A 14,818-nucleotide genomic window follows, 5' to 3' on the forward strand; every position below is an offset into this window, starting at 1 on the left:
CCGGATGCGCCGGCCGGGCGCGGACTACAACTGTGGATCGCACTGCCCGATACGCACCGCGATATCGCACCGCATTTCGAGCAGCATCGCGATCTGCCGGTGCACCACATTCCGGGTTTGCGTGCGACCGTTCTACTGGGAACGCTGGCCGGGGTCACCTCACCGGCGATGATCTACACCCCGCTGGTCGGCGCGGATATCGAGATCGATCCCGCCACCACGACCACGCTGCGGACGAATCCGGCCTACGAATACGCGGTCCTGGTGGTCGAGGGCGAAGTGACCGTGGCCGGTGTCGAGATGACCGCGGGCCCGCTGCTGTACCTGGGTACCGGGCGCGCGGATATGGAGTTGTCCAGTGCCGGCGGCGCCCGGTTCGCGTTGGTCGGTGGTGAGCCGCTGGCCGAGGAACTGGTGATGTGGTGGAATTTCGTCGCCCGCGAGCATGCGGAGATCGCCGCGGCCCGCACCGACTGGGAGCAGCGCAATACCGCCCGCTTCGGTGATATCGCGGGTCATCCACCCGAGCAGCGGATCCCCGCACCGCCGCTACCCGGCGGGGAGTTGAAACCCCGTGGCCGCCGGCCGCGCGGCTGAATAGTTCTCCGCGCCGCTTGCCTGGAGTCCACTCCAGGTGGATAGCGTTGTCACTGTTCGACGAGAGGACGCGGCGCACCCGACCAAAAGGGCTGTGGCGCACTATTTTCAGGACAAAAGGGGAATCCCGTGAGCCTTTCCGTACCGACCGGCGACGAGCCCGGCCGGGATATCCCCCGGCATACGATCGGCGCCGCCGCCCGGCACTGCGGGCTGAGCCAGGACACCCTGCGCTGGTACGAGCGTATCGGCCTGCTCTCCCATATCGGCCGCGACCACACCGGTAGACGCCGGTTCAGCGACCGAGACCTCGAATGGCTCACGCTGATCACGCGGCTGCGCACCACCGGTATGTCGGTCGCGGACATGATCCGCTACGCGCAGCTGGTCCGGGCCGGGGAGAGCACCGTCCCGGAGCGGCTCGCCATGTTCCGCGCCACCCGCGCCGAGGCCCTCGACCGTATCGCCGAACTCCAGCAGACCGTGGCGACCCTGGATTACAAGATCGCGCTCTACGAGGAACACACCGCATCCGCCGCCCGGTCTCCCGACAACGCCGCATCGTGAAGGGATTTCCACGAATGACCACCCCCGCAACACTGCCGAGCACCCCGATGGGCCCAGAAGGGATCCGGGTGGGCATCCAGGGTCTGGGCTGTATGGGTATGAGCGAGTTCTACGGCCCCACCGACCGCGCCGAAGCCCGCGCAACCCTGGACCGGGCGCTCGAACTCGGCGTCACCCTGTTCGATACCGCCGATATCTACGGTTCCGGCGACAACGAAGAATTCGTCGGCGATTTCGTCCGCGCCAACCGGGAACAGGTCGTACTGGCCACCAAGTTCGCCATCGTCCGGAAACCGGACGACCCCCACTATCGCGGTATCGACAATTCGCCGGAATACATCCGCGCCGCCGTGGACGCGAGCCTGCGCCGCTTGGGCATCGAAACCATCGACCTCTACTACATGCACCGGCGCGATCCCGGGGTGCCCATCGAGGAGACCGTCGGCGTGATGGCCGAACTCATCGGGCAGGGCAAGGTACGCGCGCTCGGGCTTTCCGAGGTCACCGGGGAAGAACTGCGCGCCGCCCACGCCGTACACCCGATCGCCGCGGTGCAATCGGAATGGTCGCTGTTCTCCCGGGATGTCGAACGCACCGCCGTACCCGCGGCAGCCGAGCTCGGCGTCACCTTCGTTCCCTACTCGCCGCTCGGCCGGGGTTTCCTCACCGGATCCTTCGCCCAGGCCGCCGAACTGAACGACACCGACTTCCGGCGTCATATGCCGCGTTTCACCGGTACCAACGCGGCACACAATGCGGCCCTGCTGGCGCCCGTGTACGCGATCGCCGAAGAACGGGGGCTCACGCCCGCACAGGTAGCCCTGGCCTGGGTACATTCCCGCGCCCAGGAACACGGGTTGCCGATCGTGCCGATTCCGGGCACCCGTCGTCGCGCCCGGCTGGAAGAGAACGTGTCAGCGGCAACGGTCGCGCTGACCGCCGCCGAACTCGCCCGGCTGGAACCGATCGGCGAACAGGTCGCCGGTCCGCGCTACGCGGATATGTCCTTCACCTCCGCGGGCCGCGAGTAGGGACCGCGATCTGGGTCCGTTCGTGCACCGGCCACACCGGTCCCCCGGGTACCGCAGCGACCCCCGGGCAACACGGCGCCCCGGCGCCCCGCACGTGCGGACTGCGGCCGAACGGTGCGCCGCCGAGCGAACAGCATTGCGGGGTGTTACTCGGGCAGCGAAGCTCGCCGCTGATCGGACACTGTGGCGGGATGCACAGGCGGCGATTCCGGTCCGTCCAAGCGCTGGGTACCGATCACGCGCAGAAGTTCCAGCTTCTCCGCGGCATCAGTTCCCGGCCGCGGCCGGTAGATCAGCAGCCGCTGGGTCGCGCTGGTGGTGAGCAGCGTTTCGCAATCGAAAGCGATCGCACCGACTTCCGGATGCACGATACTTTTCACATCGGAAAGCCGCACGCTGACCAGGTGTTCGTTCCACAGCTGTTCGAATTCGGCGCTGGCCGTACGCAGCGCGCCCACATAATCCAGCACATCGGGGTCTTTGGCGCGGCGCGCCGCGGTGGCGCGCAGATCGGCCACCTGCCGGCGTGATATCCGGTCCACGTCGTCGGGCGGGCAGAAATCGCGGGCCGCCGGGTCGGTGAACCACCGCCAGGCGAAGAAGCGGTGCCGGCCGGGCAACGCGGTCTGGTCACCGATCAACAGGGTATGCATCCGGTTCTGCACCAAGGTTTCGCCGAGATCGGTGATCACGGCCGCCGGTGTGTCGTCCAGTTTCGCCAGAACATGCAACATTCCGGGCCCCACATACTTGTCCGGGCCGCTGCTACCCGGCGGAGAGTGATCGCACAAGAAGTAGACGTGGTCGCGTTCGTCGCGGGTGTAGCGCAGCGCCCGGGTGAGCGCGGCCAGCACCTGCGTGGACGGCCGGGGCCCCCGTGCCTGTTCCAGCCGGGTGTAGTAGTCGGTGGAGATCCCGGCGAGCGATGCCACCTCGTCACGCCGCAACCCCGGCGTGCGCCGGCGCGAACCCGGCGGCAGCCCGACCTCCGCGGGCGTCAACTGTTCCCGGCGCCGGCGAAGGAAGTCGGCGAGTTCGCTGCGTTCCATATCTCCACTGTCGCGCACCGCGGCGACCGCAGCCAGGGATCGCCGCTCCCCCGATAAAGCGTCTCTGCCAACGAGGCGAGCGGGTCACCACAGTGGAACCCATGACGAATACACAGACGCAGACCTCGCGGCTGGGCGCTACCGGCCCCACGGTCGGCCGGATCGGATTCGGCGCCATGGGCCTGTCGGGCGTATACGGCCCCGCCGACGAAACGGAATCGATCGCCGCCGTGCATGCCGCGCTCGATTCCGGCGCCGGCCTCATCGACACCGGCGATTTCTACGGGAGCGGTCACAACGAGATGCTGGTCGGGCGAGCGATAGCGGGCCGGCCGCGCGATGAGATCACCCTCAGCGTGAAATTCGGTGGGATGCTCGGCCCGGATATCAGCTGGCAGGGGATGGATACCCGGCCGGCGGCGGTGAAGAACTTCCTGAGCTACAGCCTGCGCCGGCTCGGCGTGGACCATATCGATATCTATCGCCCGGCCCGGCTGGATCCGGCGGTTCCGATCGAGGACACCGTCGGTGCCGTCGCCGAAATGATCGATGCCGGATACGTCCGGCATATCGGCCTGTCCGAGGTGGGCGCCGAAACCCTGCGCCGGGCCGCTGCCGTCCACCCGATCGCCGATCTGCAGATCGAGTATTCGCTGTTCTCCCGCGGTATCGAAGCCGAAATCCTGCCCACCTGCCGTGAACTGGGGATCGGCATCACGGCCTACGGTGTGCTCAGCCGCGGGTTGCTCAGCGATGCGCTACGCGGCCGCGGCGGTGCCGCCCTATCGGATTCCCGCGCCGGAATACCGCGCTTCCAGGGCGAGAACCTCGATGCCAACCTGAAACTTGTCGACACCCTGGCGGGCCTCGCCCAGGAGCGAGGTGTCACCACTGCGCAACTCGCCATCGCCTGGGTTCTCGGCCGCGGCGACGATATCGTCCCCCTCATCGGTACTCGCAGCGCGCGACGCTGGGCCGAGTCGGTCGGCGCCGCGGCGATATCGCTCACCCCGGCCGAACAGGCCGCGATCGCCGAGGCGGTACCGGCCGCCGCGGTGATCGGCAGCCGCTACCCGGAGCCGCTGATGGCCACCTTGGACAGTGAGCGATGAGCCACTGACATCCGGCCCCCGAGCGGTGGACCGGTGGCCGGCACGCCTCGCGCCCTCGGCTCCGATTCGGCCCCGGGGGCGCGGGCGCCCACCGGTTACTTCGCCAGAAGGGCGTCCAGGGCCCGGTAACTGGCGTTGAGCCCTTCGGCCATACCGGATTGCAGCATGCCGTCCCGCTCCTCGGGTGTATGGAATTGGCTGACGGTAACCACCCGGGTACGCCCGTCACCGAGGTCCTCGAAGGTCGCGGCGTCGATGGTGATATGCGCGGGCATACCGTCCCATTCGAAGGACTGCACAATCCGTTCCTGGGGCACGATCTCCCGGAACCGGCCCTCGAATCCGTGGGACTCGCCGTCGGCGCGTTCGACGAAACGCCAGTGTCCACCTTCCCGGAACTCCCAGCGCTCGATATCGAGCTGATTGCCGCGGCCCCACCACTGGGCCAGCTGTTCGATCCGGCTGTAGGCGGCCCATACGCGTTCGCGGGATGCGTTGAAAACCCGTTCGACGCGAATCTCGCGGTCCGCGGGAGTCGTGACGACGGCTTCTTCAGTGGCAGTGCTCATTGTTCGTGCTCCGTTCGTTGCAGGAATTCACCGAGACGGTCCATCCGTGCTTCCAGCCTCTGCCGATAGCCCTGCATCCAGGCCACCTCCCGTTCGAATACGCCGGGACCGATCCGGCAATACCGGACCCGCCCCTTTTTCTCGGTGACCACCATCCCCGCGTCCTCGAGTAACTGGATGTGCTTCTTGATACCGGTGAGGGTCATCGAGAAGTCGTCGGCCAGTTCACTGACGGTGGCGGGGCCGCGGCCGAGCCGCTCGAGGATGCCCCGTCTGGTGGGGTCCGCGAGCGCCCCGAAGGAGGCGTCCAAGAATTCATACTGAACCATCTAGTTCAGTATTAGCGCTCGGTGCCGCAGTGTCAACACGACATCACCAGCGATAGTCGAGGAACTTCCCGTCGAATGTGATGACAACCCGATCACCGTCCGGATCCGGCCGGCGTGCGAAGTCGACTTTGAAGTTGATCGCGCTCATGATCCCGTCCCCGAACTCCTCGTGGATCAACTCCTTGAGCGCCGGACCGTATACGGAGATCGCCTCCACGAATCGGTAGATGGTGGGATCGCTCATCAGGGCCGGATCCGCACCGCGGGCGGGTTGCCGGCTCAGACTCTCCGCCACCGCATCGTCCAAGCCCAGCAGATCACACACCTGATGCGCCTGCTCGGCCGTCATCGGATGCTGCCCGAGCAGCGCGGCCGTCGTCCAAACCAGTGGAGCACCCAGCGCATCGGCAATGGCCGCCCAGGTCAGCCCGCGCCGGACGCGGGCCGCGACAACGAGTTCCGCAGCCGCACTCTTGCTCATGATCGGTTCCATAGAGACCTCCTGATATCGGAATCACCGGAAATATCGAAAGCCTGCCACCATCGGGTATATCCGACCGCACCGGTATCGCAGTGTTCACCTCGCCGATACATTCACCGCCGAAAACCTCGAACACACCGCCGTACCGAGAGAAACAGCGCCGGTGAGCACCCGGTTACACGGGTGCGCCCGACTCGATACGCCCCGGAAATCCGGGCACCGCACACTTCGCCCACGAGCACTACAAGCGAAGGACCTGACATGTCGTACCTCAAACCGGCGGAATTCGTCGGCGCAATGATCGACGCCGGCGAATCGAAAGCATTCATGTCCACGCGCGATACGGTGATCCGCGCCTTCATGGCGGGTGCGATTCTCGCCCTCGCCGCCGCATTCGCGGTCACCATCACCGTGCAGACGGGCAACGCGCTCGTCGGCGCGGTCCTTTTCCCGGTTGGCTTCTGCCTGTTGTACCTGCTGGGTTTCGATCTGCTGACCGGGGTATTCACGCTCGTCCCGCTGGCTTGGCTGGATAAACGGCCCGGAGTGAACTGGCGTGCGGTACTGCGGAACTGGTCCCTCGTCTTCGTCGGCAATTTCGCCGGCGCGTTCACCGTCGCTGTCATGATGGCCATCATCGTGACCATGGGTTTCTCGATGGATCCGAACGAGGTCGGTCAGCGCCTCGGCGAAATCGGCGAATCCCGCACCGTCGGTTACGCCGACCACGGCGCGTCCGGGATGCTCACCCTTTTCATCCGTGGCGTGCTGTGCAATTGGATGGTTTCCACCGGAGTCGTCGCGGCAATGATGTCGACCTCGGTATCCGGCAAGGTGATCGCCATGTGGATGCCGATCATGCTGTTCTTCTATATGGGTTTCGAGCATTCGATCGTCAACATGTTCCTGTTCCCTTCCGGTCTACTGCTGGGTGGCGATTTCTCGGTCGGCGACTACTTGCTCTGGAACGAAATCCCTACGGTGATAGGAAATCTGGTCGGTGGTCTGGCCTTCGTCGGCCTCACGCTCTACGCGACCCACGCGCGCACCGCGACCCCCCGGCCCCGCCCGGCCGGCGAGCCGGTTGCGGAAACCGACAGGGCACCGGCCGACGGCGCCGCCCGGGCTTGACCCAGATGGACCTCGGCCGAGCAGGGGAGATTCGAAGCGGGCCGGATCCCGGCCGAGCAGGGAAGATTCGAAGGTGCTCAACGAATTCTCGGCCGGGCGGGGCGGCGAATTCCGGCCGATCTACGGAATTCAGGCACCGCGGTTCACCGGCGCCGCCGAACCGGTACCCGTCACCACCGAGCTGACACCTCGGTACAGCCCGGCGACATCACCGCGATCGGTGTTCCGCCCGGCACCGACGCAATCGGCCCCGCACCGAAACGGTGCGGGGCCGATGTGGCTGTTACCGAACGAACCGACTACCGGTAATCGCTGAACCCGTAGTCGTCCAGCGGAACCGCGGCACCGGTGGTGGCGCCGAAGCCCTCGGGGCTGTAGTAGGTGTCGTCGTAGGACGGCACCGCATACGCCGCGGCACGGGCCTCTTCGGTCGGCTGGACCTGGATGTTGCGGTACCGGTTGATACCGGTACCGGCCGGGATCAGCTTACCGATGATCACGTTCTCCTTGAGGCCGATGAGCCTGTCGGAGCGGCAGTTGATCGCCGCATCCGTCAGGACTCGGGTGGTCTCCTGGAAGGACGCTGCCGACAGCCACGAATCGGTGGCCAGCGACGCCTTGGTGATACCCATCAGCACCGGACGGCCGGCCGCGGGCTCGCCGCCCTCGGCGACGACCCGGCGGTTGGACGCCTCGAACTCGGCACGCTCGGTGAGCGAACCGGGCAGGAACTCGGTGGCACCCGAATCGATGATCGTCACCCGGCGCAGCATCTGGCGGACGATGACCTCGATGTGCTTGTCGTGGATCGACACACCCTGCGAGCGGTAGACCTCCTGGACCTCGTGGACCAGGTGAATCTGCACCTGCCGGGGGCCCATCACGCGCAGCACCTCGTGCGGATCCGCCGCGCCTTCCAGCAGCTGCTGGCCGACCTCGACGTGATCGCCGTCGGACAGCAGACGCTCGGAACCGTCGTCGTGCTTGAAGACACGCAGACGCTGACGCTTGGACAGCTTGTCGTAGACCACTTCGTCGCCACCGTCATCGGGGATGATGGTGATCTTGTAGAAGCGGTCGTCGTCCTCCAGCCGGATCCGGCCCGACACCTCGGCGATGGGCGCCTTGCCCTTGGGCACACGCGCCTCGAACAGCTCCTGCACACGCGGCAGACCGCCGGTGATGTCGTCACCCGCGACACCACCCTGGTGGAAGGTACGCATGGTCAGCTGGGTACCGGGCTCACCGATGGACTGGGCGGCGACGATACCGACGGCCTCGCCGATATCGACCAGCTTGCCGGTCGCCATCGAACGGCCGTAGCAGACCGCGCAGACACCGGTACCGGTGCCACAGGTCAGCACGGAGCGGACCCGGACCTCGGTGATACCGGCTTCCAGCAGCGCCTCGATTGCCGGGTCGCCGAGGTCGGCGCCCTTGCCCACCACCACGTTGCCGGCGGTATCCATCGCGTCGGACGCGAGCGTCCGAGCGTAGGCGGAGGTCTCCACGTGCGGATCGCGGATCATGGTGCCGTCCGGCTGCTTCTCCGCGATATGCACCACGATGCCGCGCTCGGTGGCGCAGTCGGTTTCGCGCACGATCACGTCCTGCGAAACGTCCACCAGACGACGGGTCAGGTAACCCGAGTCGGCGGTACGCAGGGCGGTATCGGCCAGACCCTTACGAGCACCGTGGGTGTTGATGAAGTACTCGAGAACGGTCAGGCCCTCACGGAACGAGGACTTGATCGGCCGCGGGATGAACTCACCCTTCGGGTTCGTCACCAGGCCCTTCATACCCGCGAGGGTACGGGTCTGGGTGAAGTTACCCGTGGCGCCCGAATCGACGATCGTGATGATCGGGTTATCGGCCGGGTAGTGCGCACGCAGCGCCTTACCGACCTCTTCGGTCGCTTCCTGCCAGATCTTGACCAGGGCGTTGTTGCGCTCCTGATGATCGAGCGCACCACGCTGGTACTTCTTCTCGATCTGATCGGACTGCGCCTCGTAGCGCTCCATGATCTCGGCCTTCTCCGGCGGAACGAGCACGTCCGACATGGAGACGGTGACACCCGAACGCGTGGCCCAGTGGAAACCGGCGTCCTTGAGCTTGTCGACGGTCTGCGCGACCACGATCATCGGGTACCGCTCGGCGAGATCGTTGATGATCGTCGCCTGCCGCTTCTTGGGCATCGGTTCGTTGATGAACGCGTAGTCCCCGGGCAGCAGTTCGTTGAATAGCACCCGGCCCAGCGTGGTCTGGATGGTCCAGGCCTCACCGCGCCGCCAGCCGTCCGGGAACAGCTCCGCTTCGATCTCCTTGGGCGGACGCTGATCGGTCAGCCGGACCTTGATGTTCGACCGCACGGTCAGCTCACCACGGTCGACTGCCATCTGCGCTTCGGCCGGCGAGGAGTACACGCCCGTCTCCGGACCGTCGGCAGTGGCGGGCTGGTACTCGCCCTTGGCGCCGTCGTCGTACCGGGTCAGGTAGTACAGACCGGTCACCATGTCCAGACGGGGCATGGCCAGCGGTCGGCCGGACGCCGGCGACAGGATGTTGTTCGAGGACAGCATCAGGATGCGGGCCTCGGCCTGCGCCTCCGCCGACAGCGGCAGGTGCACGGCCATCTGGTCACCGTCGAAGTCGGCGTTGAACGCCTCACAGACCAGCGGGTGCAGCTGGATGGCCTTACCTTCCACCAGCTGCGGCTCGAAGGCCTGGATACCGAGGCGGTGCAGGGTCGGCGCACGGTTCAGCAGCACGGGATGCTCGGCGATGACCTCTTCGAGCACGTCCCACACCTGCGGCCGCTGCCGCTCCACCATCCGCTTCGCGGATTTGATGTTCTGCGCGTGGTTCAGGTCGACCAGCCGCTTCATCACGAACGGCTTGAACAGCTCCAGCGCCATCAGCTTCGGTAGACCGCACTGATGCAGTTTCAGCTGCGGGCCGACGACGATGACCGAACGGCCGGAGTAGTCGACACGCTTACCCAGCAGGTTCTGGCGGAACCGGCCCTGCTTGCCCTTGAGCAGATCGCTCAGGGACTTCAGCGGGCGGTTGCCCGGGCCGGTGACCGGCCGGCCGCGACGGCCGTTGTCGAACAGCGCGTCCACGGATTCCTGCAGCATCCGCTTCTCGTTGTTGACGATGATCTCGGGCGCACCGAGGTCGATCAGTCGCTTGAGGCGGTTGTTGCGGTTGATCACGCGACGGTAGAGGTCGTTCAGGTCGGAGGTGGCGAACCGGCCACCGTCGAGCTGAACCATCGGCCGCAGTTCCGGCGGGATCACCGGAACGGCGTCGAGCACCATCCCCATCGGCGAGTTGCCGTTGGTCTGGAAGGCAGCCACGACCTTGAGCCGCTTGAGCGCGCGCAGCTTCTTCTGACCCTTACCGCTGCGGATGGTCTCGCGCAGGTTCTCGGCCTCGGCCTGGATATCGAAGTTCTCCATCAGCTTCTGGATGGATTCCGCACCCATCGCGCCGGTGAAGTACTCGCCGTAGCGATCCTGCAGCTCGCGGTAGAGGACCTCGTCCACGATCAGCTGCTTGGGGGCCAGCTTGGTGAAGGTGTTCCAGATCTCCTCGAGCCGGTCCAGCTCACGCTGGGCGCGGTCGCGGAGCTGCTTCATCTCGCGCTCGCCACCGTCTTTCACCTTGCGGCGGACGTCGGACTTGGCGCCCTCGGCCTCCAGCTCGGCCAGGTCGGCCTCGAGCTTCTGGGCGCGGGCTTCGAGGTCGGCGTCCCGCTGATCGGTGACGGTCTTCTTCTCGACCTCCATCTCGGCTTCGAGGGTCGACAGCTCGTTGTGCCGCATCTCGTCGTCGACAGCCGTGATGACGTAGGCGGCGAAGTAGATGATCTTTTCCAGATCCTTCGGCGCCAGGTCGAGCAGGTAGCCGAGCCGGCTCGGCACACCCTTGAAGTACCAGATGTGGGTGACCGGGGCGGCCAGCTCGATATGACCCATCCGCTCACGACGCACCTTGGCGCGGGTCACCTCGACGCCGCAGCGTTCACAAATGATGCCCTTGAAGCGGACGCGCTTGTACTTACCGCAGTAGCACTCCCAGTCCCGGGTGGGACCGAAGATCTTCTCGCAGAACAAGCCATCCTTCTCCGGCTTGAGCGTGCGGTAGTTGATGGTCTCCGGTTTCTTAACCTCGCCGTAGGACCAGTTACGGATGTCCTCGGCGGTGGCCAAGCCGATCCGGAGTTCATCGAAGAAGTTGACGTCTAGCACGTAACTTCCTTTCCCCTGTGCGGGTCGAATACGAGCAAAAGTTCTCTATTGGTTCGAACGCACCAGCCGGGTGCCGAGTCGTGACTACGGCACCCGGCCGACGCCCTAGTTCGCCAGATCGTCGACGGTGGCCGCTTCGTTCCGGGACAGGTTGATGCCCAGGTTGGCCGCCGCCCGCTCCAGATCCTCGTCGTCGCCGTCGCGCATCTCGATCGCGGCGCCGTCGGAGGACAGCACCTCGACATTGAGGCACAGCGACTGGAGTTCCTTGAGCAGAACCTTGAACGATTCCGGAATGCCCGGCTCCGGAATGTTCTCGCCCTTGACGATCGCCTCGTAGACCTTCACTCGGCCCACCACGTCGTCGGACTTGATGGTCAGCAGTTCCTGCAGGGTGTAGGCGGCGCCGTAGGCCTGCATGGCCCAGCATTCCATTTCGCCGAAACGCTGACCACCGAACTGCGCCTTACCACCCAGCGGCTGCTGCGTGATCATCGAGTACGGGCCGGTCGAACGGGCGTGGATCTTGTCGTCGACCAAATGGTGCAGCTTCAGGATGTACATATAGCCGACAGCCACCGGGTACGGGAACGGTTCGCCGGACCGGCCGTCGAACAGCATCGCCTTACCGTCGTCGTTGACCATGCGCTCACCGTCGCGGTTGGGCAGGGTCGAGGCGAGCAGCCCGGTCAGCTCCTCTTCACGCGCACCGTCGAAGACCGGGGTGGCGATATTGGAGTCGGCCGGGGCACCCAGCATCTGCTCGGGCAGGGCCTGGGCCCAGTCCGGGCGGGTGCCGTCGGTGGCGATATCGACCTTCCAGCCCGCCTTGCCGATCCAGCCCAGGTGGGTTTCCAGGATCTGGCCGATATTCATACGACGCGGCACACCGTGGGTGTTCAGGATGATGTCGACCGGGGTGCCGTCCGGCAGGAACGGCATATCCTCGGTCGGCAGGATCTTGCCGATAACACCCTTGTTGCCGTGACGGCCGGCCAGCTTGTCGCCGTCCTGGATCTTGCGCTTCTGCGCGACGTACACCCGGACCAGCTCGTTCACGCCCGGAGGCAGATCGTCGTCGTCCTCGCGGGAGAACACCCGGATACCGATGACCTTGCCGGATTCGCCGTGCGGCACCTTCAGCGAGGTATCGCGCACCTCGCGCGCCTTCTCACCGAAGATCGCGCGCAGCAGCCGCTCCTCGGGAGTCAGCTCGGTTTCACCCTTCGGGGTGACCTTGCCGACCAGGATATCGCCGTCACGGACCTCGGCACCGATACGCACGATGCCCCGCTCGTCCAGATCGGCCAGCACCTCGTCGGAGACGTTCGGGATGTCCCGGGTGATCTCCTCGGCGCCCAGCTTGGTATCGCGGGCGTCGATCTCGTGCTCTTCGATATGGATCGAGGTGAGGACGTCGTCCTCCACGAGGCGCTGCGACAGGATGATCGCGTCCTCGTAGTTGTGGCCTTCCCACGGCATGATCGCGACGAGCAGGTTCTTGCCCAGCGCCATCTCACCGTTCTCGGTGCACGGCCCGTCGGCCAGGACCTGACCGAACTCGACCCGCTGGCCCTCGTCCACGATCGGCCGCTGGTTGGCGCAGGTGCCCTGGTTGGAGCGGGCGAACTTACGCATCCGGTAGCTGCGGCGGGTGCCGTCGTCGTGCATGACGGTGATGTAGTCGGCGGAGACCTCCTCCACCACACCGGGCTTCTCGTTCACGACCACATCGCCGGCGTCGACCGCGGCGCGCAGCTCCATACCGGTGCCCACCACGGGCGCCTCGGAACGGATCAGCGGCACGGCCTGACGCTGCATGTTCGCGCCCATGAGGGCACGGTTGGCGTCGTCGTGTTCGAGGAACGGGATCATGGCGGTCGCCACCGACACCATCTGGCGCGGCGAGACATCCATGTAGTCGACCTCGGCCGGGGAGACGTACTCCATCTCCTCGTTGCCCTTACGGGCCAGGATGCGATCGTCGACGAAACGTCCGTCGGCGCCGACCACCGAATTGGCCTGGGCACGGGTGTGCCGGTCCTCTTCGTCGGCGGTCAGGTACACGACATCGTCGGTGACCAGGCCGTCGATGACCTTCCGGTACGGCGTCTCGATGAAACCGAACGGGTTGACCCGCGCGTATACCGCGAGCGAACCGATCAGGCCGATGTTCGGGCCTTCCGGGGTCTCGATCGGGCACATGCGGCCGTAGTGCGACGGGTGGACGTCGCGGACCTCGAGGCCGGCACGTTCACGCGACAGACCGCCGGGGCCCAGCGCGTTCAGGCGGCGCTTATGGGTCAGGCCCGACAGCGGGTTGTTCTGGTCCATGAACTGCGACAGCTGCGAGGTGCCGAAGAATTCCTTGATCGCCGCCACGACGGGACGGATGTTGATCAAGGTCTGCGGCGTGATGGCCTCGACGTCCTGGGTGGTCATGCGCTCACGCACGACACGTTCCATCCGGGACAGGCCCACGCGGATCTGGTTCTGGATCAGTTCGCCGACGGTACGGATACGACGGTTGCCGAAGTGATCGATATCGTCGACCTCTACCGGGACCTCGACGCCGCCGGGGACGGTCATCACGCGATCGCCCTGGTGCAGACGAACCAGGTACTCGATGATGGCGACGATATCGTCCTTGGTCAGCACCGAACCGGTCACCGGGACGCCGGCGTTCACGCCCAGCTTCTTGTTGACCTTGTACCGGCCGACACGGGCCAGGTCGTAGCGCTTCTCCTTGAAGAACAGATTCTCGAGGAGGGTCTGCGCGGATTCCTTGGTCGGCGGCTCGCCCGGACGCAGTTTCCGGTAGATATCGAGCAGCGCCTCGTCCTGGCCGGCGGTGTTGTCCTTCTCCAGGGTGGACATCATGATCTCGGAGAAGCCGAAACGCTCGGCAATCTCCTCGTTGGTCCAGCCGAGGGCCTTCAGCAGAACGGTGACCGGCTGACGGCGCTTACGGTCGATACGCACACCGACGGTATCGCGCTTGTCGACGTCGAACTCCAGCCAGGCTCCGCGGCTCGGGATGACCCGGACGCTGTGCAGATCCTTTTCGGTGCTCTTGTCGACCGACTGGTCGAAGTAGACGCCCGGCGAACGGACCAGCTGAGACACCACGACGCGCTCGGTGCCGTTGATGACGAAGGTGCCCTTATCGGTCATCATCGGGAAATCACCCATGAAGACCGTCTGGCTCTTGATCTCGCCGGTGTTGTTGTTGATGAACTCCGCGGTGACGAACAACGGCGCCGCGTAGGTCATGTCCTTGTCTTTGCACTCGTCGAGAGAGGCCTTGACCTCTTCGAAGCGTGGATCGGAGAAGGACAGGGACATCGAGCCCGAGAAATCCTCGATCGGAGAGAGCTCCTCGAGGACTTCTTCGAGCCCGCCGACCAGCCCGCCGTCGCCGCGAGCGGCTGCGCGCTCACGCCATTCCGGCGTGCCGACCAGCCAGGCGAAAGATTCCGTTTGTAGATCGAGAAGTCCGGGCACCTCCAGCGGCTCCCGGAGCTTCGCGAAAGACACCCGCAACGGAGCCCCGGGGATACCTCCGGAAACTCCCAGCTTCGTATTGGCGCTTGTCTGGGTGGAGACTGCCAAGATGCGTCCTTCCAGCACCTCACGCGCGTCGCGTGGTGGTCCGCGACCGTCGCTTGTCTGCTACATTTTGGGATTCTCGCTGGTCAC

11 protein-coding genes are annotated in these 14,818 nt (G+C 65.6%); 5 read left to right on the forward strand and 6 right to left on the reverse strand.

The features are described from left to right. From ON22_RS23300 to ON22_RS23310, 3 genes are all read left to right on the forward strand, one after another. Nucleotides 1-597: pirin family protein (locus ON22_RS23300; protein WP_043740540.1), on the forward strand; the 597-nt coding region annotated here is incomplete at its 5' end. Nucleotides 598-726: 129 nt separating this feature from the next. Continuing rightward, nucleotides 727-1,164 (forward strand): MerR family transcriptional regulator, encoded by a 438-nt coding sequence (locus ON22_RS23305; protein WP_033246951.1) that lies wholly within the window; start codon nucleotides 727-729, stop codon nucleotides 1,162-1,164. Between the two features lie 14 nt (nucleotides 1,165-1,178). Beyond that, nucleotides 1,179-2,195: an aldo/keto reductase gene (locus tag ON22_RS23310; RefSeq protein ID WP_033246952.1), complete on the forward strand. Its 1,017-nt coding sequence runs from the start codon at nucleotides 1,179-1,181 to the stop codon at nucleotides 2,193-2,195. Nucleotides 2,196-2,341: 146 nt separating this feature from the next. On the opposite strand, the gene ON22_RS23315 is transcribed toward ON22_RS23310, so the two are convergent. Continuing rightward, nucleotides 2,342-3,244, reverse strand: a complete 903-nt coding sequence (locus ON22_RS23315; protein ID WP_081595790.1) for a helix-turn-helix transcriptional regulator — start codon at nucleotides 3,242-3,244, stop codon at nucleotides 2,342-2,344. Between the two features lie 101 nt (nucleotides 3,245-3,345). On the opposite strand from ON22_RS23315, the gene ON22_RS23320 reads away from it, so the two are divergent. Beyond that, nucleotides 3,346-4,356, forward strand: coding sequence for an aldo/keto reductase (locus tag ON22_RS23320; RefSeq protein ID WP_033246953.1), 1,011 nt, complete (start codon nucleotides 3,346-3,348; stop codon nucleotides 4,354-4,356). Nucleotides 4,357-4,451: 95 nt separating this feature from the next. Here the strand turns inward: ON22_RS23320 and ON22_RS23325 are convergent, their stop codons facing one another. The 3 genes from ON22_RS23325 to cynS are packed head-to-tail and all read right to left on the reverse strand — an operon-like array spanning nucleotide 4,452 to nucleotide 5,747. Beyond that, nucleotides 4,452-4,925 (reverse strand): SRPBCC family protein, encoded by a 474-nt coding sequence (locus ON22_RS23325; protein ID WP_033246954.1) that lies wholly within the window; start codon nucleotides 4,923-4,925, stop codon nucleotides 4,452-4,454. Next, nucleotides 4,922-5,254 (reverse strand): ArsR/SmtB family transcription factor, encoded by a 333-nt coding sequence (locus ON22_RS23330; protein ID WP_033246955.1) that lies wholly within the window; start codon nucleotides 5,252-5,254, stop codon nucleotides 4,922-4,924. The genes ON22_RS23325 and ON22_RS23330 overlap by 4 nt, the downstream gene beginning before the upstream one ends. A 43-nt stretch (nucleotides 5,255-5,297) precedes the next feature. Beyond that, nucleotides 5,298-5,747 carry a cyanase gene (gene cynS / locus ON22_RS23335; protein WP_033246956.1) on the reverse strand — a complete coding sequence of 150 codons (450 nt, stop codon included), beginning with the start codon at nucleotides 5,745-5,747 and terminating at the stop codon, nucleotides 5,298-5,300. A 249-nt stretch (nucleotides 5,748-5,996) separates the two neighbouring features. Between cynS and ON22_RS23340 the strand changes: the two genes are divergently transcribed. Further along, the gene (locus ON22_RS23340) at nucleotides 5,997-6,866 is read left to right on the forward strand and encodes a formate/nitrite transporter family protein (RefSeq protein ID WP_033246957.1); all 870 of its coding nucleotides are present in this window, start codon (nucleotides 5,997-5,999) and stop codon (nucleotides 6,864-6,866) included. 299 nt (nucleotides 6,867-7,165) lie between these two features. Here the strand turns inward: ON22_RS23340 and ON22_RS23350 are convergent, their stop codons facing one another. Then, nucleotides 7,166-11,119, reverse strand: coding sequence for a DNA-directed RNA polymerase subunit beta' (locus ON22_RS23350; RefSeq protein WP_033246959.1), 3,954 nt, complete (start codon nucleotides 11,117-11,119; stop codon nucleotides 7,166-7,168). A gap of 105 nt (nucleotides 11,120-11,224) precedes the next feature. Next, on the reverse strand, nucleotides 11,225-14,749 hold the full coding sequence (gene rpoB, locus ON22_RS23355) for a DNA-directed RNA polymerase subunit beta (RefSeq protein WP_033246960.1): 3,525 nt from the start codon (nucleotides 14,747-14,749) through the stop codon (nucleotides 11,225-11,227). Between the last annotated feature and the right edge of the window lie 69 nt (nucleotides 14,750-14,818).

This window comes from Nocardia carnea NBRC 14403 (genome assembly GCF_000308515.1).
Taxonomy (GTDB): domain Bacteria; phylum Actinomycetota; class Actinomycetes; order Mycobacteriales; family Mycobacteriaceae; genus Nocardia; species Nocardia carnea.

What these genes read in the sequence shown, in the direction of transcription:
- ON22_RS23325 (WP_033246954.1), bottom strand. Translation starts at nt 4,925, where the DNA reads ATGAGCACTGCCACTGAAGAAGCCGTCGTCACGACTCCCGCGGACCGC.
- ON22_RS23340 (WP_033246957.1), top strand. Translation starts at nt 5,997, where the DNA reads ATGTCGTACCTCAAACCGGCGGAATTCGTCGGCGCAATGATCGACGCC.
- ON22_RS23315 (WP_081595790.1), bottom strand. Translation starts at nt 3,244, where the DNA reads ATGGAACGCAGCGAACTCGCCGACTTCCTTCGCCGGCGCCGGGAACAG.
- ON22_RS23330 (WP_033246955.1), bottom strand. Translation starts at nt 5,254, where the DNA reads ATGGTTCAGTATGAATTCTTGGACGCCTCCTTCGGGGCGCTCGCGGAC.
- ON22_RS23320 (WP_033246953.1), top strand. Translation starts at nt 3,346, where the DNA reads ATGACGAATACACAGACGCAGACCTCGCGGCTGGGCGCTACCGGCCCC.
- ON22_RS23310 (WP_033246952.1), top strand. Translation starts at nt 1,179, where the DNA reads ATGACCACCCCCGCAACACTGCCGAGCACCCCGATGGGCCCAGAAGGG.
- cynS (WP_033246956.1), bottom strand. Translation starts at nt 5,747, where the DNA reads ATGGAACCGATCATGAGCAAGAGTGCGGCTGCGGAACTCGTTGTCGCG.